We start from the raw sequence: 22,177 nt of genomic DNA on the forward strand, positions 1-22,177 counted from the left end.
CGACCGAAGAGCCAGGATACTGGACCTTTCGCTCTCGGCCCAATCCGGTGCGCCGGGGACCCGGCGCCCGAACGCTCAGTGACCGCCACGTCCCTGCTCGTACGCCCTCAGCTGCTCGGCGCTGATCATGCTGGTGTCGAAGAGGCTGGTCTCGTCCAGCGCGTTGCCCTGGACGTAACCCTGCCGGCTCTGTCCCTGGTCGTAGACGGCCTGCTGGTCGTACGCACCGGCCTGCGGGTAGGCGGCGTACGGATCGGCCTGCTGGTAGCCGTACGCGTCCTGCTGGGCGTACGCCTGCTGATAGCCGTACTGGTCCGTCTGCTGGTACCCGTACGGGTCCTGCTGCTGCGCGTAGGCCGGCTGGGGCTGCTCGGCCGGAACGGCGGGGGTTTGCGGCGCCACCGCCGGGGTCCGCGGATCCGGGGTGTCGGTGAGGGCCGCGAGGTCGGCGAGGTAGTCGGCGTCGCTGGAGTGCTGGACGGTCGTCGTGTCGTCGGCGAGGGCGCCCAGGTCGTCGGTGGCGGTCCGCCCGTGCAGCTTCTGCCGGCCCTTGCCGACGGCCTGAAGGGTCTTGGCGAGGACGGCCTCGAAGGCGCCCAGCTTGGTGTCCACGTACGCGTCGGCGTCGCGGCGCAGCGTCTCGGGGTCGTGGCTGCGCTCGGGGGCGTCCTCGTCCTCGTAGCCGTGCTCGTCGAGGCCCGGACCGGTGCCGAGGAGCTTCTCGCGCCCGCGGCCCACCGAGCCGAGGGTCTTGGTGAGGACGACCTCGAAGTTGGCCAGCTTGGAGTCGACGTAGTCGTCGGCCTCCGCGCGGATCTCCTCGGCCTCCTGGCGGGCCTCGGCGAGGATGCGGTCGGCCTCGTTCTGGGAGCGCCGGGCGACCTCCGTGCCGGAGATCAGCGAGCCGCGCTCGGCGTGCGCGGTCTCGATGATCCGCTCGGCCTCCTGACGGGCCTGCTCGACCATCTGCTCGCGGTCCCCGATGAGCTCCTGGGCCTGGGCCAGGGAGTCGGGCAGCGCCGCTCGCACCTCCGCGAGCATCGAGAGCAGCTCCGCGCGGTTGACCACGCACGAGGCCGACATGGGCATCGACCGGGCGCTGGTGACCACCGCGACGATCTCGTCGAGCTTCTTCTGCACGTCCACCGTGTGCTCGCCACTCTCTACAGCTGTGTTGGAGACGGACAGGTCGACTGTACGACCACTGCTGCCCCGCCCGACACCGGATGACGGGCTGTCAGGTTCCGAGGGGTCCGCGGGGACCCGCTCAGTCCTTCCTGAGGCGCTCGCTCAGCGCTTCCAGGACGACCGGCGGCACCAGGTGGGAGACGTCCCCGCCCCAGGCGGCGACCTCCTTGACGAGCGAGGAGGACAGGAAGCTGTAAGTGGGGTTGGTGGGGACGAAAAGGGTCTCCACACCGGACAGCCCGTTGTTCATCTGCGCCATCTGCAGCTCGTAGTCGAAGTCGCTGACGGCACGCAGACCCTTGACGATGGCGGGGATGTCGCGTTGCTTGCAGAAGTCGACGAGGAGCCCGTGGAAGGCTTCCACCTCGACGTTCCCGAACTCGGCGGTGACCTGGCGGATGAGGTCGATCCGCTCGTCGATCTCGAACAGGCCCTTCTTGGCCTGGTTGATCATCACCGCGACGTACACCTCGTCGTACAGCTTGGAAGCGCGGGCGATGATGTCGAGGTGTCCGTTGGTGATGGGGTCGAACGACCCGGGACAGACGGCGCGGCGCACTTGTGATCCCTCGCTCTCCGGTCCGGTCATCGTGCGTCTTCGCACGTAGAGGCGGCGCGACCGTACCAAAACGTCCCCTCGCCGTAACGACGGGCCCGGATCGCGTCGAAGCCCTCCGGCCAACGGAATTCTCCGCCTCTGGTGCTGCGCTCCACGGTGACGAGGACATCGGCCGCGAGCCAGCCCCCCGAGCGGAGTGTGAGCAGAATCTCGCGAAGATCACCGTCGGAGACGGCGTACGGCGGGTCCAGGAAGACGATGTCGTACGGCTGTTCCGGCGCCGGGGACTGGATGATCTGTTCCGCTTTGCCCGCCCTGACGTCGGCACCGGGCAGGCCGAGCGCCCTGACGTTCTCCCGGACGATGCGCGCCGCCCGGGCGTCGGCCTCGACGAGGAGGGTGTGGCCGGCCCCGCGGGAGAGAGCCTCGAGGCCGACGGCGCCCGAGCCGGCGTACAGGTCGAGGACCCGCTCACCGTCCAGCGGGCCGCCCAGCAGGGACTGCCAGGTGGAGAAGAGGCCCTCGCGCGCCCGGTCGGAGGTGGGGCGGGTGCCGGTCCCCGGCGGGACGGCCAGGCGGCGTCCGCCGGCCCGGCCGGCGATCACGCGGGTCATCTCTTCGGTCCTTGTCGGTCTGCGGTCGGCGCCCTCTTCGCGGGCAGGTGTGCGCATCCAGTCTCGCAGCCGATGTGCCGTCGGCGCTCATCCCTTGTCCAGGAACTGCTCCCGCTCCTCGTCCAGCAGGGCCTCCAGGGCCGTGCGCAGACCCGGCAGGTGTTCCAGGTCCGGGTCGGCGGCGACCACCGCGGCGGCCTCCCGACGGGCCTCGGCGATGATCTCCTCGTCGTCGATGACGGCGAGCATGCGCAGCGAGGAGCGGGCGCCGGACTGGGCCTGGCCGAGGACGTCGCCCTCGCGCCGCTGTTCGAGGTCGATGCGGGAGAGCTCGAAGCCGTCGAGGGTGGACGCCACGGCGTTCAGCCGCTGGCGTGCCGCACTGGCCTCGGGCATCTCGGTGACCAGCAGACACAGACCGGGCGCCGAGCCACGGCCGACGCGGCCGCGCAGCTGGTGGAGCTGCGAGACCCCGAAGCGGTCGGCATCCATGATCACCATCGCCGTGGCGTTCGGAACGTTGACGCCGACCTCGATGACCGTCGTCGCGACCAGGACGTCGGTCTCGCCGGCGGCGAACCGGCGCATCACCGCGTCCTTGTCGTCGGGCTGCATGCGCCCGTGCAGCACCTCGACCCCGAGCCCCTTCAGGGGCCCCTCGGCGAGCTGGTCGGCAATGTCGAGGACGGCGAGCGGGGGCCGCTTCTCCGCCTCGTCCTCGGGCGACTTCCTGCCGGTCCTCCTGGGGTCGTCCTCCTCGTCACCGATGCGCGGACAGACGACGTACGCCTGATGGCCGTTGGCCGCCTCCTCGCGCACCCGCTCCCAGGCCCGCGCCAGGAAGTGCGGCTTGTCGGCTGCCGGCACCACATGGCTGGCGATGGGCGAGCGCCCGGCCGGGAGCTGGTCGAGGACGGAGGTCTCCAGGTCGCCGAACACGGTCATGGCGACGGTCCGGGGAATCGGCGTCGCGGTCATCACCAGCAGATGGGGCGGCTGATTCCCCTTGCCGCGCAGCGCGTCCCGCTGCTCCACGCCGAAGCGGTGCTGCTCGTCGACCACGACGAGACCGAGGTCGTGGAACTGCACCTTGTCCTCGATCAGCGCATGCGTGCCGATCACGATGCCGGCCTCCCCCGTGACGAGATCGAGCAGCGCCTGCCGCCGCGCGGCGGCCCCCATGGACCCCGTCAGCAGCACCACCTTGGTGGCCTGCTCGGCCCCTCCCAGCATGCCCCCCTCGGCCAGCTCCCCCATCATCTCCACGACCGACCGGTGGTGCTGCTGGGCGAGCACCTCGGTGGGCGCGAGCATGGCGGCCTGCCCGCCCGCGTCGACGACGGCGAGCATGGCGCGCAGGGCCACCATCGTCTTCCCACTGCCCACCTCCCCCTGGAGCAGCCGGTGCATCGGGTGCTGGGTCGCCAAGTCGTCGAAGATCTCCTTGGTGACCTTCTGCTGACCCTCGGTGAGGGTGAAGGGGAGGCGGTCGTCGAAGGCTGCGAGAAGTCCGTCCGGCGTGGGTTTCCTCGGGACCGCCGGGAGCTGGGCGTCGGCGTGACGGCGGCGGGCGAGGGCGACCTGGAGGACGAAGGCCTCGTCCCACTTGAGGCGGGAGCGGGCGTCGGCGATGTCCGCCTTCGTCTGCGGGCGGTGGATCTTCAGGAGCGCTTCGGGCAGGGAGACCAGGCCCCGGCCGTCGCGGAGGGAGTCCGGCAGGGGGTCGATGGCCTCCTGGGCGCCGGGCAGCACCGTCTGCACCGACTTGGCGATCTTCCAGGACTCCAGCTTGGCCGTGGCCGGGTAGATCGGGATCAGGGCGCCCGCCCAGCTGTCCACCGTCTCGGTCACGTCGTCGCCGCGCAGCAGCTCATAGGCGGGGTGGGCGAGTTGAAGCCTGCGATTGAAGACCGAGACCTTGCCCGCGAACAACGCACGGGTGCCCGGCAGGAGTTCCTTGTGGGGCTTGTGCACGCCGTTGCCGAAGAAGACCAGCTGGAGACGGCCGCTGCCGTCGGTGATGGTGACCTCGAGCCGCTGTCCCTTCCCGCGGGGGGCCTTGGCCGAGGCGAAAGTGTGCAGACGGGCGTCGGCGACCTGGGCGACCACCGTCACGTGCTCGTCCATGGGGAGGTCGGCGAGGTGGGTGAGCTGCCCGCGCTCCTCGTATCTGCGCGGGTAATGGTGGAGCAGGTCGGAGACGGTGTGCAGGCCGAGGTGCTCGGCCATCACCTTCGCGGTGGCGGGGCCGAGCACCTTCTTCAGCGGTTCTTGCAGTGCGGGCACGAGATCCATTGCACACCACACCACTGACAACGTCGTATATGTCTTGCAAATCCGCTGGTCAGGAGGGTGGCTCGGGGCCTACGATGACGCACCCCCGGCTCGCCCCGCGGTCACCGCCCCACCGGGACCGCCCGACCCCGCGCCGTCGACCGTCCCCCACTCACGGCGCCGTGACGATGGACTCCCAGACCTCGCAGTCATCCCAGGCACCTCAGTCACCCCCATCACCTCATACGTTCCAGGTCGACCTGCGTGGTCTGGTGGACCTCCTCTCCCATCACCTCTACTCCAGCCCCAAGGTCTATCTGCGCGAATTGCTGCAGAACGCCGTGGACGCCATCACCGCGCGCCGCGCCGAGCAGCCCGAGGCGCCCGCCACGGTGCGGCTGTACGCCGACCCGGGCACCCTGCGCGTCGAGGACTCGGGCGTCGGGCTCACCGAGTCCGACGTGCACAGCCTGCTGGCCACCATCGGGCGCAGCTCGAAGCGGGCCGACGGCCTGCAGGCGGCCCGCTCCGACTTCCTCGGGCAGTTCGGCATCGGACTGCTGGCGTGCTTCGTGGTCGCCGAGCGGATCCGGGTCGTCAGCCGCAGCGCCCGTACGCCGGACGCGCCGCCCGTGGAGTGGACGGCCAGCGACGACGGGTCGTACGTGGTGCGGACGCTGCCGCACGACGCCCGGCCCGAGCCGGGCACCACCGTGCACCTGGTGGCGCGTCCCGGCGCCGCAGAGTGGCTCTCCGCGGATCGCGTGCGGTCCCTCGCACGGGACTTCGGGTCGCTGCTGCCCTACGACGTCCGGGTCGGCGAGGAGGCGATCACGGATCTCCCGGCGCCCTGGGACCGGCCGTATCCCTCCCCCGCCAACCGCAGGGTGGCCCTGGCGCGTCACTGCCACGACCTGTTCGGCTTCACTCCGCTGGACTCGATCGTGCTGGACGTGCCGCTCGCCGGTGTCCGCGGTGTGGCGTACGTGCTGCCCAGCGCGGTCAGCCCGGCCCAGCGGGCGAGCCACCGGGTGCATCTGAAGGGCATGCTCCTGACGGAGCGGGCCGAACAGCTGCTGCCGGACTGGGCATTCTTCGTGCGCTGTGTCCTGGACACGGACAGCCTGCGGCCCACGGCGTCGCGCGAGTCGCTGTACGAGGACGAGACCCTGGCGGCCGTGCGCGAGGCCCTGGGCGAGCGCATCCGGTCCTGGCTGACCGGGCTCGCGGCCGGTGACCCCGAGCGCCTCGCCGCCTTCCTGTCCGTGCACCACCTGGGCGTGAAGTCGCTCGCGCGGCACGACAAGGAGATGCTGCGGACGATGCTGCCGTGGCTGCCCTTCGAGACGACGGACGGGCGGCTGTCGCTGGAGGAGTTCGCACAGCGGCACCCGGTCGTGCACTTCACCCGGACCGTGGAGGAGTACCGCCAGGTCGCGCCGATCGCGTCCGCGCAGGGCGTCGGGGTCGTCAACGGCGGCTACACGTACGACAGCGAGCTGGTGGAGGCACTGACGTCGGTGCGGCCGGGGACGGTGGTCGCCGAGCTGGACGCCGACACGGTGACCGCGCATCTGGACGCGGTGGACCCGGCGGAGGAGCTGGCGCTGTCGGGCTTCCTGGGAGCCGCGCGCGCCGCGCTCGACCCTCTGGGCTGCGATGTCGTGCTGCGCGCGTTCCACCCCCTTTCCGTGCCCGCGCTGCATCTGGACGACCGCACGGCGCGCCATGAGCAGGCCCGCGCCGAGGCGCAGGAGCAGGCCGACGATCTGTGGGCGGGGATCCTGGGCTCGCTGCGGGGCAGCGCACCCCGGGCCCGGCTGGTCCTCAACCATCTCAACCCGCTGATCCGCAGGATCGGTTCGCTGGAGGATCCGGAGCTGATCGGGACCGCCACGGAGTCCCTGTACGGGCAGGCCCTGCTGATGGCCCGGCGCCCGTTGCGGCCCGCCGACTCGGCGCTCCTGAACCGTGCGTTCATCGGCCTCCTCGAATGGGCCACCCACACCAACTCCCCCAAGGACGGCTCCCGATGAGCCAGGTCATGGACTTCGACGCGCTGCGCCGGGCGATGGCGGACAACCACGAGCAGCCGGAGGGCCCGGCGCGCAACGCGCGCGCGGAGCAGCTGCTCGTGGAGGCGGAGAAGCTGAACATCCCGCCGGCCGTCATCGAAGCCCTGGGGCACCAGCTGAAGGTCTACAACTACAGCTCCGAGAAGGACAGGATGTTCGTCCCCTTCGCGCGGCTGCTGCGCATGTGGGACGAACGCCCAGAGGACTTCGACGAGTACGAGACCCACTCGCTGCACTGGGTCTTCAAGTGGATGTCGGCGGGCATGCTGGGCCAGCCGCACATTCCGCTCGCCGCCATGGAGAAGTGGCTCGGCGAGATGGAGCACCGCTACCGGCTGGCCGGCCACTCCGAACGGGCGGTGCGCAGCGCCGAGTTCAGTGTCGCCGCGCACATCGGGGACCTGGCCCGGGCCGAGCGGGCGTATACCGCGTGGCTGGCCGCCGACCGCGACGACATGGCCGACTGCCATGCGTGCGAACTGCACGACCAGGGGTGGTGGCAGGCCCACAAGGGCGAGGACGAGACGGCGCTTCAGCTGTGGCGTCCGGTCCTGGAGGGCGAGTACGCCTGTGCGCACGAGCCGCACGCCGTGCTGGCCTCGTCCCTGCTGCCGCTGCTGCGTCTGGGCCGGCTGGACGAGGCCCGGGCGCACCACCTGCGCGGCTTCCGGCTGGTACGGGCGATGGAGAGCATGCGCGGTTCGTACGCGGACCACGTGGAGTTCTGCGCGCTGACCGGCAACGAAGCGCGGGGGCTCGAACTCCTGGCCGAGCGGCCGGCGTACTTCACGGACTCCGGGGAGCCGCGCAGCAAGCTGGACTTCCTGGCGGTGGTGGCGCTTGTGATGGGCCGGCTGACCGAGCTGGGCCTCGCCGACCGCGCGGTGCCGGGCCCGGCCGGCCGGGAGTGGACCGCGCGCGAACTGGCCGTGCACGCGCGCGAGGAGGCGCTGGCGCTCGCCGCCCGCTTCGACGTGCGCAACGGCACCTCGTACGTCAGTGAGCGCACCCGGGAGCGGATGGACCGCCGTCCGCTGCTGGACCGGCTGCCGCTGGGGGTGCGTGTGACGGCTCGTCCGGCGCCGGTGGCGCCGCGCGCGACGGTGGTCGAAGAGCCCTCGCGGCGCGGGCTTCCGGCGCTGCTCGCCGAGGCCCGGCGTCTGTCGGACGCCCTGCACCCGGACGCCATGGACGCGTGGGCCGCGGTGGCACGCGCCGCCGGGGACCGGGAGCTGGATCCACGGGACCGCGCGGACCTAGCGGACCACGAGGCGATGAGCCGGGGCCCGGAGGGCGCCGAGTTCTTCGAGCGGGCTGCCGTGTTGTACGAGGCGGCGGGCGATCCCGGGGAGGCGCTGGCGGCACGCGCGCGTGCGGCGTTCGTCCGCGCCCTGACGGGCCGCTCGGACGAGGCGCTGGAGACGGTCACGGGGCTGCGCGAACAGGTGCTCGCCCGCTATGGGGAGGGCGGGACGGGGGTGCGGCAGACGGCGTCCGTTCTCGTGGGGCGGGCCCGCATCCTGATGCACCGGCTGCACGAGGACGGCGGCTCCGCCCCGGCCGCCGAGGAGGCCGTACGGGAGCTGCTGGCGTTCGCCGAGCCGCACACGGCGGAGCTGCGCCTCGCGTCCCGCGCCGCCGAGGCGAGGGCCATGCTCGGGGAGCTGGCCCTGCACGCCGGGGACGCAGAGGCGGGCGCGGAGCTGCTGGCGCGGGCGGCCGAGGAGTATGTGGCGGCGGGCCTCACCTGGTTCGCGGTGGAGCACGAGGTGCGGCTGGCCCGTATCGCGCGGCAGCTCGGCGACCTGGAGACGGCGCACCGGGCGGCCCGCGCGGCCCTGGAGCACGGCCAGGGGCATCTGGAGCCCGTCGGACAGGCACAGCTGCACCTCCAGCTGGCGGAGGTGCTGGCCGCGGCGGAGCGGTTCCCGGAGGCCGCCGAGCACGCCCTTCAGGCGGCGCACTGGGCCGACGAGGCGGGTGAGGGCCCGGCGCTGGGTGCGTGGGCGCGGCACCAGCTGGGCGGTCTGCTGCTGCAGCAGGGGCGCTTCGCGGAGGCGGCCGAGGTGCTGGAGTCGGCGCTGCCCGATCTGACCGCCGAGACGCACGGTGACGGGGCGATCGTGCAGACGCTGTGGTGGCTCGGCGACTGTCAGACCCGGCTGGGCGAGCACCGCGAGGCGGCCGAGCGGTGGCTGCGTGCCGCGGAGATCGCCCGGCACTGGCCGGAGCAGCGCGACCACGCCATGCTGGCGCATCTGGCCGCGGACGCGCTCGGCGACGCGGACCTGCCCTCGGAGGCGGACCGGGCGTACGCCCGCGCCGGTGACCTGTGGCGCGAACTGGGCAACGCGCGCGGCCTGGTGCGTTCCCTGCGGGCCCGCGCCTGGCTGGCGGTGTCCGGCACGGAGGATGCGGCGGGGCCGGCCGTCGCGCGGGAGCTGATGGCGGAGGCGGCACGGGAGTGCGCCTCGGCGGCGACCGCCGCGGAGGACGCCGACGCGCGGGACCGGCTGATCGTGGAACTCGGCCAGACCCACTGCCAGTTCGGCGAACTGGTCGCCCGGTCGGCCGGTGACGGTGCGGGCGAGGACGGCCCGCGCACGGCCTTGGAGGAGGCGCTGGTGCAGCTCACGGAGGCAATAGCCGTCTTCGGCTCGCTCGGTGCGGGCGGCCTCGACCTGCGTACCGGCGCGGAGCTGGCCGCGGCCCGGCTGGAGGCCGACCTCGGCCGACCGGATGCGGCGTCGGCACGCGCGCGTGCGGTGCTGGCGGCTTACGCGGCGTACGAGGACGACGCGGACTACGGGGACGACGCGGACTGCGCGGACTACGGGGACCACGCGGACTGCGCGAGCACGGACGGCGACGCGCAGACGGCGCGGGCGCGGCGGGCGGAGGCGGAGCGGTTGCTGGAGCTGCTGGGGGCACACCAGGAGGGCTGAGGGTCACGCGGGGTGCCGCCGGCCGGGCCGCACCCGGCGGCACTTGCCCGGCTCCGTCTCACTCCACGCCGATGAGCAGCAGCGACCCCTGGCGGCCGCCCCGGTACACCACCGTGTCGACCGCCAGGTACGACTCGCGTACCCGCGATTCCAGATGGGCCGCGACGGACTCCGGGGCGTCGTCGCCGAGGACCAGGGTGACCATCTCGCCGCCGGCCGCGAGCATGCGGTCGAGAACCGTTTCGGCCGTCCGCGTGACGTCGGAGCCGATGACCGCGACGTCGCCGTCGATCAGGCCGAGGACGTCCCCGGCCTGGCAGATGCCGGCCATCGTCCAGGACTGCCGTTCGGCGATGGCCACTTCGGCGTACCGCGTCGCCCCGGCCGCCGACGTCATCGCCACCACGTCCTCGTCGAAACGCCGCTCCGGCTCGTGCACGGCCAGTGCCGCGATGCCCTGCACCGCGGAGCGGGTCGGGATCAGCGCCACGCGGACGCCCTCCGTTCGCGCCTGTTCGGCCGCGGCACCCGCGGTGTGGCGCAGGTCCGCGTCGTTGGGCAGCAGCACCACCTCGCGCGCGTGCGCCCGGCGTACCGCCTCCACCAGCTCCCCGCTCGCGGGCGGCTCCCCGGCCCGGGCGAGCACCGTGGTGGCCCCTGCCTCCCGGTACAGCCCGGCCAGGCCCTCCCCCGGGACCACGGCCACCACCGCGCGCTGAACCCGCTCGCGCGGCGGCCGTCCGGCACCCGCGGTGTGCACATCGCCGGCTGCGAAGTGCGTGATCCGGATCCGGTGGGGCCGCCCGGCCTCGACCCCCGCCTCGACGGCGGCACCCGCGTCGTCGACATGGACGTGGACGTTCCACAGTCCGTCTCCGCCGACCACGACGAGCGAGTCCCCGAGCGCGTCCAGGCGCTCCCGCAGCCGCGCCACGGCCGCGTCGTCGGCCTCCAGAAGGTAGATCACCTCGTAGGCGGGTCCGCTGGGGGTCGTGGTGGTGTCCGCGCACTGCCGGGCTGCGGGCACCTCTGCTCCCGCGATGTCGTCGTGCACGCGCGCGGGGCGGATCCCCGCCGAGCCGCCGGGGGCCGGCGCCGCGACCGCGGTCACCCGTGGCGCGTCCCCCGTGAGCGTCTCCACCAGTGCCGCGAGCACCGCCACCAGCCCCCGGCCACCCGCGTCGACCACACCGGCGCGCTGCAGGACCGCCAGCTGCCCCGGGGTCTGCGCGAGGGCCGCCCGAGCCCCTTCGTACGCCGCCCGCGCGACGCTGCCGCAGTCGCTCTCGGCACCGGTGACCGCGTCCGCGGCGGCCGAGGCGACGCTCAGGACGGTGCCCTCCACGGGGTGCGCGACGGCTTCCCGCGCGGCGTCGGCGGCCTGCCGGAGGGCCAGCCGCAGTCCCTGCGCGTCGGTGGGGGCGGTCTCACCGTCGGCGGCGAGCACCTGTGCCATGCCCCGCAGCAGCTGGGCGAGGATCGTCCCGGAGTTCCCCCGGGCCCCGATCAGCGCGCCGTGCGCCATCGCCCGGACGGTGTCGGCGAGCGTCGGCCGGTCGGCGCCGCCCGCCTCGTATCCGGCGAAGACCGCCTCGACGGCCGCGGCGGCCGACTCCACGGTCAGGTACAGATTGGTGCCGGTGTCCCCGTCGGCCACGGGATAGACGTTGATCGCGTCGATCTCCTCGCGCGCCTGCCCCAGCGCCTGGAGCGCGAGACCGCACCAGGTGCGCACCGCGAGAGCATCCAATGGCTGCGGCACCTGCGCCACCTGCGCCTCCTTGAGCTGCTGGACGTGGGAGGCAGCGTAGACCCCGAGGGGGTGCGACCAGGAAGAGGGCCGGACCACACCCGGCGCGGGCGCCCGGCGCAGGCGCCGGAGGCCGGGGCGGGGTCCGCGACCGCCATGGTAGTTTCGTTGTACGGGCGCAGCCGTTGTATGCTGCTCCGGTTGCCCGATCCACATCGGGCGTTCCCCTGGCAGCGCCACTCAGATCCTGTGATCTTGATCCCGGCATGCCGGGATCAACCGTAAGTGCATCTGAAGTCTTTGGAGTGACCCGTGGCTGCCAACTGCGACGTCTGCGGCAAGGGGCCGGGCTTCGGCAACAACATCTCGCACTCGCACCGCCGTACGTCCCGCCGCTGGAACCCGAACATCCAGCGTGTGCGTACCGTGGTGGGCGGGACGCCGAAGCGCGTGAACGCTTGCACCTCGTGCATCAAGGCCGGCAAGGTCTCGCGCTGACGCCCAGTTAAGCGCGCGGCCACCGCTGGTTCGCTGCACGGAGCCGGTCCACATTCGTGGACCGGCTTTTTGCTGTGCCCCGACGGCCACGACCTGCCAGAATCCGCCGCATGCGCTTCGGCATCCTGGGCCCCCTCGACGTCCGCACCGGCGACGGCACCCCACTCGACCCCGGCGGCCCCCGCCCCCGCGCCCTGCTGACCCTGCTGCTGCTCGACGCCGGGCGCACCGTGTCCACGGACCGCCTCATGGACGGGCTGTACGGCGAGGAGCAGCCCTCGGGGGCCGCGAACGCCCTCCAGTCCCAGATATCGCGCCTGCGCAAGCGGCTGGGCCCGCACCCCGAGATCGAGGCGACCGCCACCGGCTACCGCCTGTCCGTCCCTCCCGACGCCGTCGACGCCCACCGCTTCGAACGGCTGGCCCGCGACGGTTCCACGGCCCTTGCGCGGGGCGACCACCGGTCGGCCACGGCGGTGCTGCGCGAGGCGCTCGCGCTGTGGCGGGGCCCGGCCCTCGCCGACCTCCCGGGTGCGCACGCCCTGCGTACCCGCCTCGACGAGCTGCGGCTGGAGGCCGTGCAGGACCGCGTCGAGGCGGACCTGGCCCTCGGCGGCGGCTCCGGGCTCGTGCCCGAACTGCGCGGGCTGCTCGCCACGCACCCGCTGAGCGAGCGGTTGTACGGGCTGCTGATGCGGGCCCTGCACACGGACGGGCGGCCCGCCGAGGCCCTCACCGTGTTCGAGGAGGCCCGCCGTGTGCTTGCCGACGAGCTCGGCGCCGACCCCTCCCCCGAGCTGTCCGCCCTCCACCAGGAGCTGCTGCGCGGCACGGCCCCCGCCCAGGGCTCCCGTCCGCCGGCCCATCTGACCCGTTTCGTCGGCCGTGCCCCGGAACTCGCCCGCATCCACGATCTCCTCGCCTCGCCGGACACCCGCCTGGTCACGCTCACCGGGCCGGGCGGCGCGGGCAAGACCCGGCTGGCGACGGAGGCGGCGCGCAGCTATGCCGACGTGCGCTTCGTCGAGCTCGCCCCCCTCACCGACGGCTCCGCGATCCCGTACGCCGTCCTCACCGCGCTCGGTGTGCGCGACGGGTTGCGCGGTCCCTCCGCGGACGCCGCCGAACGGCTCCTGGCCGCGCTGGAGGACCGTGAGCTGCTGCTGGTGTTCGACAACTGCGAGCATGTCGTCGAGGACGCGGCGAGGGTCGCCGTGCTGGTCCTGAGCACCTGTCCCGGCGTGCGGATCCTGGCCACCGGACGCGAGGCCCTGGGGATCACCGGCGAGGTGCTGTGCCCGGTGCCACCTTTGCCGCAGGAGCACGCCGTGCGGCTCTTCCTGGACCGGGCACGCGCGGTGCGGCCCGGTTTCGAGGGGCACGCGCGCGTGGCGGACGTCTGCGCGGCGCTCGACGGGCTGCCGCTGGCCATCGAGCTGGCCGCGGCCCGCTTGCGCACGATGACCCCGGACGAGCTGGCCGACCGCCTGGACGACCGGTTCCGGCTGCTGTCGCGGGGCGACCGCACCAAGGCGCCCCGGCATCGCACCCTCCGCGCGGTCGTGGAGTGGAGCTGGGACCTGCTGGACGACGAGGAGCGGGAACTGGCCCGGCGGCTCTCCGTGTTCTCCGGGGGCGCGACGCAGGACGCGGTCGAGGCCGTGTGCGGGGTGCCGTATCCGGAGGACCTCCTCGCGTCGCTCGCCGAGAAGTCCTTCCTGGACGTGGCCGACGGGCGCTACCGCATGCTGGAGACCATCCGTGCGTTCGCCGCCGGGCATCTCGCGCAGGCGGGCGAACGGGAGCGTCTGTGGGACGCGCACGCCACGTACTTCCTGCGGCTGGCCGAGCGGGCGGAGCCGTACGTCCGCAGCGGTGAGCAACTGCCCTGGCTGGACCGGCTGGCCGCCGAGCACGGCAACCTGGACGCGGCCCTGCGCCACCTCGTGGCCACCGCTCCCGGTGACGCCCTGCGCCTGATGGCCCACCTGTCGTGGTTCTGGCGGCTGCGCGGTCCGCACGGCGAGCGCCTGCCCATCGCCCGGGCGCTGCTCGCGGCCGTCGGGAACCGGCCGCCCGAGGGGCTGGCCGAGGAGTACGCCCTCTGTGTGATGAACACGATCACCGGGCGCGGCGAGGACCCGGCCGAACCCGACCGCATCGAGCAGGTGGCCGAGGTGGTGCGGGCACTGGACGAGCCGCTGCGGCTGCCGTTCACCATGGTCCTGTGGGCGCTCACCGGTGGCCCGTTGTTCACCGACGACGCCAAGCTGCGGGCCGTCCGGCTCGGGGACGACCCCTGGGGCCGCGCGGTGATGGAACTGGGGCAGGCCTACCAGGAGCAGTACGCGGGCCGCCCCGCCGCCTCGGAGGCCGCCTTCACGCGCGCCCTGGAGGGCTTCCGTGCGACCGGTGACCGGTGGGGCATGGCCAACTGCCTCGATCCGCTGGGCTCCTTCGCCGGCTGGCACGGCGACCACGGGCGAGCCCTGGAGCTGTTCGACGAGGGCCTGATGCACGTCAGGGAGCTGGAGGCGCCGGAGGAGACCGCGGACCTGCTGCGCTCCCGGGCGTTCGTACTGCTGCACGGCGGCGACTTCGAGGGCGCCGCCGCGCACTTCGAGCAATCGGCCGCGCTCGCCCGCACCGCCGGCGTTCCCGACAAGGTGGCGGCCGCCCGGCGCGGCCTCGGCGACACCGCCCGGCTCTCCGGGTACCCGGCACGTGCGCGTGTGCAGTACGAGAAGGCCCTCGAGGCATGCGCCGCCAACTGGTTCAGCGTCGGCGAGAGCGTCCGCATCCTCATCGGCCTGGGCCGCACGGCTGCCGCCGAGGGGCGGACGGAGGAGGCCCGCGACTGGTTCGGACAGGCCGCCGGTCTCGCCGCGGAGGGACCGAGTGTGCTGGAACTCGCCGAGGTCGCCGAGGCGTTGGCGTCCGTCGCCGAAGCCCCGGAGCGCGCGGCCGTCCTCCTCGGCGCCGCCACCGCCCTGCGGGGCGCGCCGCTCCTCGCCGACCCCGATGCCGTGCGCACACGGGAGGACACGCGCGCAAAGCTGTCCCCCGACGCATACGAGAAGGCCTTCGAGCGGGGACGACGTCTGCGGTCAGCGGCGGTCAGCGAACGGTAGGAGCACGGTCAGCGCCGTCCTCGAGGCTGCTGCCCATGACGAACACACACCGCCTCGCCCACCTGAACGTCCTCGTCTCCGGCGCCAGCGTCGCCGGACCCGCCATCGCCCTGAACCTCGCCCGCTACGGCGCCCGCGTCACCGTCGTCGAGAAGGCACCCGCCCTGCGCGAGGGCGGCTTCGCCGTCGACTTCCGCGGTCACGTCCACCGCACCGTGCTGACCACGATGGGCATCTGGGACGACATCCACGCCCACCAGACCCACATGGGCCGCCAGACCGTCGTGAGCGCCGACGGCACCCCGCGCGTCGACCTGCCGTCCGAGATGATGAGCGGGGACGTGGAGATCTTCCGCGGCGACCTCTCACGGATCATGTACGAGCACACCAAGGACCGTGTGGAGTACGTGTTCGGCGACTCCATCGCCTCGCTCACCGACACTCCCGACGGTGTCGACGTCACCTTCGAGCGGGGCGCGCCCCGCCGCTTCGACCTCGTGGTCGCAGCCGACGGGCTGCACTCCCACACCCGTCGTCTGGCCTTCGGCGACGAGTCGCGCTACCTGCGCTTCTTCGACCACTACGTGGCGGGCTTCGCCGTCCCCAACCATCTGGGCCTCAGCCGCACCGGACATCTGTACAGCGAGCCCGGCCGGGCGGTCCTCATCGGCAACTACGACGGCGACCGGGACCGCGCGGGAGCCCTCCTGGTCTTCCGCTCCGAGCAGCTGACGTACGACCGCCGGGACATCGCCGCGCAGAAGAGGATCCTCGCCGAGCGGTTCGCCGGGATGGGCTGGGAGGCGCCGACGGTGCTCAAGGCCCTGGAGGACGCCGACGACCTGTACTTCGACGCGATCGCCCAGATCCATGTCGACCGCCTCAGCCAGGGACGCGTGGTGCTGCTCGGGGACGCCGGGTACGGCGCCACCATGGGCGGCATGGGCACGGGCGTGGCCGTCGTCGGGTCCTATGTTCTGGCCGGCGAACTCGCCCTCGCCGACGGCGACCACCGCACCGCCCTGGCCGCCTACGAGGCGCGGATCGGGGACTTCGCCAAGGGCTGTCAGAAGACCTCCGGCAACGCGGGCCCGTTCTTCGCCCCGGTCTCCGCGCGGCGGATCCGCAGCCGGGACCGGATGTACCGGATGCTCGGCTCGCGCCTTCTGTCGGGCTTCTTCAAGCGGCTGACGGAGAAGGCGGCGACGGACATCGAACTGCCGGAGTACCCCGCGTGAGCGCACTGACCGTCCCCGAGCCGAAAACCCAAGAACTACGACTCGATGTCCCCGAAGTGGTCCCAGCCGCCCTTGCTGGTCCACGGCGCCCCGTCGACCGTCACCTGGGGCAGCGCCGACGGATTGAGCACCTCGCCGATCACCTTCCAGCGCGCCGGGAGCTTCACGTCCGGCGGGAACGTCGCCACGATGGCGTGGTCCTCGCCGCCCGTGAGCACCCACTGGATGGGGTCGACGCCCACGGCCTGCCCGATGTCGTTCATCTGGGAGGGGATGTCGATGGCGCCGGAGCGGATGTCGATCCGCACCTTGCTGGCCTCCGCAATGTGCCCGAGGTCGGCGATGAGCCCGTCGCTGACGTCGCACATGGCGGTCGCGCCGAGCCCCGCGGCGGCCGGACCCGCGTGGTAAGGGGGCTCCGGGCGGCGGTGCGCCTCGACGAACGCGCGCGGCGAGCGGAAGCCGCGGGAGAGCACCGCGTGCCCGGCCGCCGACCAGCCCAGCCAGCCGGTCACCGCGACCACGTCGCCGGGCTGGGCGCCGGCCCGGGTGACCGGCTCGTGGTTGCGCAGATCGCCGAGCGCGGTGATCGAGATCATGATCGTGTCACCGCGTACGACATCGCCGCCGACCACGGACGCGCCCGCGACCTGGCATTCGTCGCGCAGGCCGTCCATCAGCTCGGTGGGCCAGGTGACGGGAAGTTCCGCGGGAACCACGAGACCGAGCAGCAGCGCGGTCGGCACGGCGCCCATCGCCGCGATGTCCGCCAGGTTCTGCGCGGCCGCCTTGCGTCCGACGTCGTACGCCGTCGACCAGTCGCGGCGGAAGTGCCGGCCCTCCAGGAGTATGTCGGTGCTCGCCACCACCCTGCGGTCGGGCGCGGCCACCACCGCGGCGTCGTCGCCGGGGCCGACCCGGACCGCCGGGGTGGTGGTGAGCCGGGAGGTGAGCTCTCGGATGAGCCCGAACTCGCCCAGTTCGCCCACGGTGCCCTTCATCGTCGTACGTCCCCTTCTCGTGCCTGCCGCGCCCCGTCGCCAGCGGTCGTCGTCCTCGGTACGGTCGAGTCGACCGTCAACTTGTGTCGCCGGTGTTGCCCGGCGCTCACGCCACAGCCTCCGCGGGTCTCCCCGTGGCACGCGGCGACGCGATACCGTGGCGTCTCTTCTCCCCACATGATCCTCGTGGCCGCCCTGGAGGTTCCGTGGTACAGGCGTACATCCTGATCCAGACGGAGGTCGGCAAGGCGTCGACCGTCGCCGATACGATCAGCAAGATCCCTGGGGTCATCCAGGCCGAGGACGTGACGGGTCCCTATGACGTCATCGTGCGCGCCCAGGCGGACACCGTCGACGAACTCGGTCGCATGGTGGTCGCCAAAGTCCAGCAGGTGGACGGCATCACCCGCACTCTGACCTGCCCGGTCGTGCATCTGTAGCCCCCGTCTACGCTTGGCCGGTGAAGTTCATCCGTCACCGGCTCCTCGGCCTGCCCGCCCTCGCCCTGTTGATCGCGGCGGCGGGCTGTTCCTCAAGCGACGACAGTCCCTCGGCCGCGGTTCCCAGTCCGGACGCGAAGGTCACGAAGCTGTGCCGGAACCTGGACAAAGTGCTGCCGCGGCAGGTGGACGGCCTCGACCGGAACGACCCCGAGCCCCGGTCCCCGCTGACTGCGGGCTGGGGAAGCCCGGCGATCATACTGCGCTGCGGCGTCCCGCGGCCCCCGGAGATGGACGACCCGGAGGCCGACGGGGTGGAGGTTGACGGCGTCGGCTGGCTGCTGCAGAAGCGCGACGACGGGTCGTTCCGCTTCACCACGACGCTGCGCAGGGCGTACGTCGAGGTCAGCATCCCCAAGGCACGCACGAGCGGGGGGATGGGCCCGTTGACGGCTGTGGCGCAGCCCGTCAAGAAGGCGATCCCCGAGGGGATCGCCGACTGAGGGATCACAGACGCGGCCGCGGGTCCCACCGCGGCCCGGCGTCTACCGCAGCCCGGTTGAACGGTTCAGCGCCGCCTGGATCAGGCGGTCCACCAGGTCTGCGTAGCCGATCCCGCTCGCCTGCCACATCTGCGGGTACATGGAGATCGGCGTGAAGCCGGGCATCGTGTTGATCTCGTTGATCACGAACTGCCCGTCCTCGGCGAGGAAGAAGTCCGCGCGCACCAGTCCCTCGCACGACGCCGCCTCGAACGCCTGCACAGCGAGCCGCTGGACCTCGGCGGTCTGCTCGTCGGTGAGCGGCGCGGGCACGATGCCGGGCGTCGAGTCGATGTACTTGGCCTCGAAGTCGTAGTACGCGTGCGTGTCCGGGGGCGGGATCTCGGCCGGCACGGAGGCCCGGGGCCCGTCCTCGAACTCCAGGACGCCGCACTCGATCTCGCGGCCGCGCACCGCCGCCTCGACGATGATCTTCGGGTCGTGCCGCTGGGCCTCGGCGATCGCATCGCCCAGACCCGCGAGGTCGTCGACCTTGGTGATGCCGATCGAGGAACCCGCGCGCGCCGGCTTCACGAACAGCGGCCAGCCGTGCTCGCCGGCGAAGTCGACGATCTTCTTGCGGGCCGCGGACTCGTCGCGCTCCCACTCCCGCGGCCGGATCACCACGTACGGGCCGACGGCCAGCCCGAACGAGATGAACACCCGCTTCATGTACTCCTTGTCCTGGCCGACCGCCGAGGCGAGCACACCCGACCCCACGTAGGGGACACCGGACAGCTCCAGGAGGCCCTGGAGGGTGCCGTCCTCGCCGTAGGGGCCGTGGAGCATCGGGAAGACCACGTCGACCTCGCCCAGCGCCTTGGGGACCGAACCCGGCTCGCTGTAGACGACTTCGCGGTTCGCGGGGTCGACGGGCAGGACGACGCCGCCCTCGTGCGACTCGGCGAGCTCCTCGACGTTCGGCGTACGGCGGTCGGTGATCGCCATGCGCTCGGGTTCGTCGGCGGTGAGCGCCCAGCGGCCCTCCCGGGTGATGCCGATCGGCAGCACGTCGTACTTCGTCCGATCGATGGCGCGCAGCACCGCACCGGCGGTGACGATGGAGATCCCGTGTTCGGAGCTGCGGCCGCCGAAGACGACGGCGACGCGCGGCTTACGGTGCGGCTGCTCAGGGCTCTGGGGGAGGTTCTCGGTGCTCATATCGCGTCGAGGGTACCCGGTGGTAGGGCCCGGAGACAGCGTGCAGGAGCAGGCGGGTGAGCCGCGCGATCCGGACACCGAGGAGGAGCATCGCTCAGCGTCGTTCCGGCTTCGCGCTGCGCGACATCAGCTCCTTCAGGGCGACCACCGGCGGCTTGCCCTCGTGGACGATGCCGACGACCATCTCGGTGATGGGCATGTCGACGCCGTGGCGGCGGGCCAGATCCAGCACGGACTCACAGGACTTGACGCCCTCGGCGGTCTGCCGGGTGACCGCGATGGTCTCCTCCAGGGTCATGCCCTTGCCGAGGTTGGTGCCGAAGGTGTGGTTGCGCGACAGCGGCGAGGAGCAGGTGGCCACCAGGTCGCCGAGGCCCGCGAGCCCGGAGAAGGTCAGCGGGTCGGCCCCCATGGCGAGTCCCAGCCGGGTGGTCTCGGCGAGTCCGCGCGTGATGAGCGAGCCCTTGGCGTTGTCCCCGAGGCCCATGCCGTCGGCGATGCCCACCGCGAGACCGATGACGTTCTTGACCGCACCGCCGAGTTCGCAGCCGACCACGTCGGTGTTGGTGTACGGGCGGAAGTACGGCGTGTGACAGACGGCCTGGAGCCGCTGCGCGACGGCCTCGTCGGTGCAGGCGACCACGGCGGCGGCCGGCATCCGGGCGGCGATCTCCCGGGCCAGGTTGGGACCGGTGACGACCGCGACCCGTTCCGGGACGACCTTGGCGACGTCCTCGACGACCTCGCTCATCCGCATGGCGGAGCCGAGTTCGACACCCTTCATCAGGGAGACAAGGATCGTGTGGGGCGCGAGCAGGGGCGTCCATTCGGCGAGGTTCCCGCGCAGCGTCTGCGAGGGGATCGCGAGTATCGTGAAGTCGGCGTCGCGGGCGGCCTCGGCGGGGTCCGTGGTGGCCCGCAGATTCCCGGGGAGTTCGACGCCCGGCAGGTAGTCCGGGTTCGTACGGGTGGAGTTGACCGCCTCGACGAGTTCGGCCCGGCGCGCCCACAGGGTGACCTCGCACCCGGCGTCCGCGAGCACCATGCCGAAGGCCGTCCCCCAGGATCCCGTTCCGAACACGGCCGCCTTGACCGGCTTGCTCACTTGCCCTGCCCCTCCTTCTGCCGTGCCCGCTCCTGCGCGGCGGTCCGGCGACGCTGTGCGATGCGCACCTCACGCGGGTCGTACGGCTTCTCGGGCGCCTTCTCGCCGCGGATCTCCTCCAGCAGGCGGGTGATGGCGGCCATGATGGCCTCCGTGGCCTCCTTCAGGAGCTCGGGGGACATCTCCCTGTCGTAGAAGCGCGTGAGGTCCACGGACGGACCCGCGAGCACGTGGTGGGTCTTGCGCGGAAGGAGGTTGGGCTTCTTGGCGTACGGCGGCAGGAGCTCGTTGGCTCCCCACTGGGCGACGGGGATCACCGGGCACTTGGTCTGCAGCGCGACGCGGGCGGCACCGGTCTTGCCGGTCATCGGCCAGCCGTTCGGGTCCCGGGTGAGGGTGCCCTCGGGGTAGAAGGCAACGCATTCCCCGCGTTCCACGGCGTCGATCGCGGCCCGGAAGGCACTGAGCGCGTCCGTGCTCTCGCGGTAGACGGGGATCTGGCCGGTGCCGCGCATCGCGGCGCCGACGAATCCCTTCTTGAAAAGGCCGCTCTTGGCCAGGAATCGCGGCACGCGACCGGTGTTGTACTGATAGTGCGCGTAGGCGAACGGATCCACATGGGAATTGTGGTTCACCACGGTGATAAATCCACCGTCGGCCGGAATGTTCTCCATTCCGCGCCAGTCCCGCTTGAGCAGAACCACCAGCGGCGGTTTGCAGAGGACCGCTGTGAAGCGGTACCAGAAGCCGATTCTGCGGCGGGGCACGCGGACACCTTCCTCTAGGGACCCGGCACGGAGGCCTGGCACTGGGCTGTGGGCCGGACAAGTCTCGCCCCAGACCGCCTGTCTGTCGAGAACACCGTACGCCCGCCCGTCTCCCGTCACCGCCCTTGCGTGGGCCTTCGCACACCTTTTCCACGCCTCGACCGACGGAGGGCTCCGGGGCGTCACCGGGGCCGCCGGGTGACAATGGACGCGACAAGACGGGGACGGAGGGCTCGTGCAGTGGACTGTGGTCGTACCCCTGAAGGCCCTGGCGCGGGCCAAGACGAGGCTGTCGGACACCGCGGCGGACGGGCTTCGTCCGGGCCTCGCCCTCGCCTTCGCGCAGGACACGGTGGCCGCGGCGCTCGGCTGTGCCGCGGTGCGTGATGTGGCGGTCGTCACGGACGACCCGCTCGCCGGGCGGGAGCTGGCGGCCCTGGGCGCCCGCGTCGTCCCGGACGAGCCGGCGGGCGGTCTCAACGCCGCACTCGCACACGCGGCGGCGGTGGTTCGGGGGCTGCGGCCGGGCGGCGCCGTGGCTGCGCTCAATGCCGATCTTCCGGCGCTGCGCCCCCTGGAATTGGGCCGGGTCCTGGATGCGGCCGCCGAATTCCCCCGCGCTTTTCTGCCCGACGCCGCCGGAATCGGTACGACGCTGCTGAGCGCAACTCCGGGCCGGGAATTGCTGCCCGCTTTCGGCACGGATTCGCGCCTACGGCATCGCTCCTCGGGCGCGGTGGAACTGGCACTGGACGCGGTGGACTCGGTTCGCCAGGACGTGGACACCGGCGACGACCTGCGCGCGGCACTGGCCCTGGGCGTGGGCCCGCGCACGGCGGCGGCTGCGGCACGTCTGCTGATCCCGGGGCAGCCCGGCGGCTGACCTCCG

The 22,177-nt window shown here is 72.5% G+C and carries 17 protein-coding genes; 8 read left to right on the forward strand and 9 right to left on the reverse strand.

Translation table 11 applies throughout. The features are described from left to right. Positions 1 to 75: 75 nt before the first annotated feature. From AAW14_RS18375 to recG, 4 genes are all read right to left on the reverse strand, one after another. On the reverse strand, positions 76 to 1,146 hold the full coding sequence (locus AAW14_RS18375; protein ID WP_265564946.1) for an ATP synthase F0 subunit B: 1,071 nt from the start codon (positions 1,144 to 1,146) through the stop codon (positions 76 to 78). A gap of 121 nt (positions 1,147 to 1,267) precedes the next feature. After that, the gene (gene coaD / locus AAW14_RS18380) at positions 1,268 to 1,747 is read right to left on the reverse strand and encodes a pantetheine-phosphate adenylyltransferase (protein WP_265564976.1); all 480 of its coding nucleotides are present in this window, start codon (positions 1,745 to 1,747) and stop codon (positions 1,268 to 1,270) included. A 26-nt stretch (positions 1,748 to 1,773) separates the two neighbouring features. Continuing rightward, on the reverse strand, positions 1,774 to 2,361 hold the full coding sequence (rsmD, locus tag AAW14_RS18385; RefSeq protein ID WP_265564947.1) for a 16S rRNA (guanine(966)-N(2))-methyltransferase RsmD: 588 nt from the start codon (positions 2,359 to 2,361) through the stop codon (positions 1,774 to 1,776). Positions 2,362 to 2,448: 87 nt separating this feature from the next. Next, positions 2,449 to 4,656: an ATP-dependent DNA helicase RecG gene (recG, locus tag AAW14_RS18390; RefSeq protein ID WP_265564948.1), complete on the reverse strand. Its 2,208-nt coding sequence runs from the start codon at positions 4,654 to 4,656 to the stop codon at positions 2,449 to 2,451. Positions 4,657 to 4,823: 167 nt separating this feature from the next. Between recG and AAW14_RS18395 the strand changes: the two genes are divergently transcribed. Together AAW14_RS18395 and AAW14_RS18400 are read left to right on the forward strand one after the other, a co-directional pair. Continuing rightward, complete coding sequence (locus AAW14_RS18395; RefSeq protein ID WP_265564977.1) at positions 4,824 to 6,671, forward strand: HSP90 family protein; 1,848 nt, start codon at positions 4,824 to 4,826, stop codon at positions 6,669 to 6,671. Continuing rightward, positions 6,668 to 9,655 (forward strand): tetratricopeptide repeat protein, encoded by a 2,988-nt coding sequence (locus AAW14_RS18400; protein ID WP_265564949.1) that lies wholly within the window; start codon positions 6,668 to 6,670, stop codon positions 9,653 to 9,655. The genes AAW14_RS18395 and AAW14_RS18400 overlap by 4 nt, the downstream gene beginning before the upstream one ends. Before the next feature lie 58 nt (positions 9,656 to 9,713). On the opposite strand, the gene AAW14_RS18405 is transcribed toward AAW14_RS18400, so the two are convergent. Then, a complete protein-coding gene (locus AAW14_RS18405) occupies positions 9,714 to 11,426 on the reverse strand; it encodes a DAK2 domain-containing protein (RefSeq protein ID WP_265564950.1) in 1,713 nt (570 codons plus the stop codon). A gap of 291 nt (positions 11,427 to 11,717) precedes the next feature. Between AAW14_RS18405 and rpmB the strand changes: the two genes are divergently transcribed. From rpmB to AAW14_RS18420, 3 genes are all read left to right on the forward strand, one after another. Beyond that, positions 11,718 to 11,903: a 50S ribosomal protein L28 gene (rpmB, locus tag AAW14_RS18410; RefSeq protein WP_003993230.1), complete on the forward strand. Its 186-nt coding sequence runs from the start codon at positions 11,718 to 11,720 to the stop codon at positions 11,901 to 11,903. A 110-nt stretch (positions 11,904 to 12,013) separates the two neighbouring features. Continuing rightward, on the forward strand, positions 12,014 to 15,034 hold the full coding sequence (locus tag AAW14_RS18415) for a BTAD domain-containing putative transcriptional regulator (protein WP_265564951.1): 3,021 nt from the start codon (positions 12,014 to 12,016) through the stop codon (positions 15,032 to 15,034). Between the two features lie 35 nt (positions 15,035 to 15,069). Next, complete coding sequence (locus tag AAW14_RS18420; RefSeq protein ID WP_265564952.1) at positions 15,070 to 16,272, forward strand: FAD-dependent monooxygenase; 1,203 nt, start codon at positions 15,070 to 15,072, stop codon at positions 16,270 to 16,272. 35 nt (positions 16,273 to 16,307) lie between these two features. Here the strand turns inward: AAW14_RS18420 and AAW14_RS18425 are convergent, their stop codons facing one another. Further along, positions 16,308 to 17,273 carry a thiamine-phosphate kinase gene (locus AAW14_RS18425; RefSeq protein ID WP_265564953.1) on the reverse strand — a complete coding sequence of 322 codons (966 nt, stop codon included), beginning with the start codon at positions 17,271 to 17,273 and terminating at the stop codon, positions 16,308 to 16,310. A 206-nt stretch (positions 17,274 to 17,479) separates the two neighbouring features. On the opposite strand from AAW14_RS18425, the gene AAW14_RS18430 reads away from it, so the two are divergent. Both AAW14_RS18430 and AAW14_RS18435 read left to right on the forward strand, forming a co-directional pair. Beyond that, the gene (locus AAW14_RS18430; protein ID WP_017947604.1) at positions 17,480 to 17,713 is read left to right on the forward strand and encodes an Lrp/AsnC family transcriptional regulator; all 234 of its coding nucleotides are present in this window, start codon (positions 17,480 to 17,482) and stop codon (positions 17,711 to 17,713) included. 20 nt (positions 17,714 to 17,733) lie between these two features. After that, positions 17,734 to 18,216, forward strand: a complete 483-nt coding sequence (locus AAW14_RS18435; protein ID WP_265564954.1) for a DUF3515 domain-containing protein — start codon at positions 17,734 to 17,736, stop codon at positions 18,214 to 18,216. A 42-nt stretch (positions 18,217 to 18,258) separates the two neighbouring features. Here the strand turns inward: AAW14_RS18435 and AAW14_RS18440 are convergent, their stop codons facing one another. The 3 genes from AAW14_RS18440 to AAW14_RS18450 all read right to left on the reverse strand — a co-directional run bounded on the left by AAW14_RS18440 (position 18,259) and on the right by AAW14_RS18450 (position 21,288). Continuing rightward, complete coding sequence (locus tag AAW14_RS18440; RefSeq protein WP_265564955.1) at positions 18,259 to 19,416, reverse strand: D-alanine--D-alanine ligase family protein; 1,158 nt, start codon at positions 19,414 to 19,416, stop codon at positions 18,259 to 18,261. Between the two features lie 94 nt (positions 19,417 to 19,510). Beyond that, positions 19,511 to 20,521 carry an NAD(P)H-dependent glycerol-3-phosphate dehydrogenase gene (locus AAW14_RS18445; protein ID WP_265564956.1) on the reverse strand — a complete coding sequence of 337 codons (1,011 nt, stop codon included), beginning with the start codon at positions 20,519 to 20,521 and terminating at the stop codon, positions 19,511 to 19,513. Further along, entirely contained in the window at positions 20,518 to 21,288 is a 771-nt protein-coding gene (locus AAW14_RS18450; protein WP_265564957.1) for a lysophospholipid acyltransferase family protein, read from the reverse strand. Before AAW14_RS18450 ends, AAW14_RS18445 begins: the two co-directional genes overlap by 4 nt. Positions 21,289 to 21,523: 235 nt before the next feature. Between AAW14_RS18450 and cofC the strand changes: the two genes are divergently transcribed. After that, complete coding sequence (gene cofC / locus AAW14_RS18455) at positions 21,524 to 22,171, forward strand: 2-phospho-L-lactate guanylyltransferase (RefSeq protein WP_265564958.1); 648 nt, start codon at positions 21,524 to 21,526, stop codon at positions 22,169 to 22,171. The last annotated feature ends 6 nt before the right edge of the window (positions 22,172 to 22,177 follow it).

Source organism: Streptomyces hygroscopicus (genome assembly GCF_026168105.1).
GTDB classification, from domain to species: domain Bacteria; phylum Actinomycetota; class Actinomycetes; order Streptomycetales; family Streptomycetaceae; genus Streptomyces; species Streptomyces hygroscopicus_D.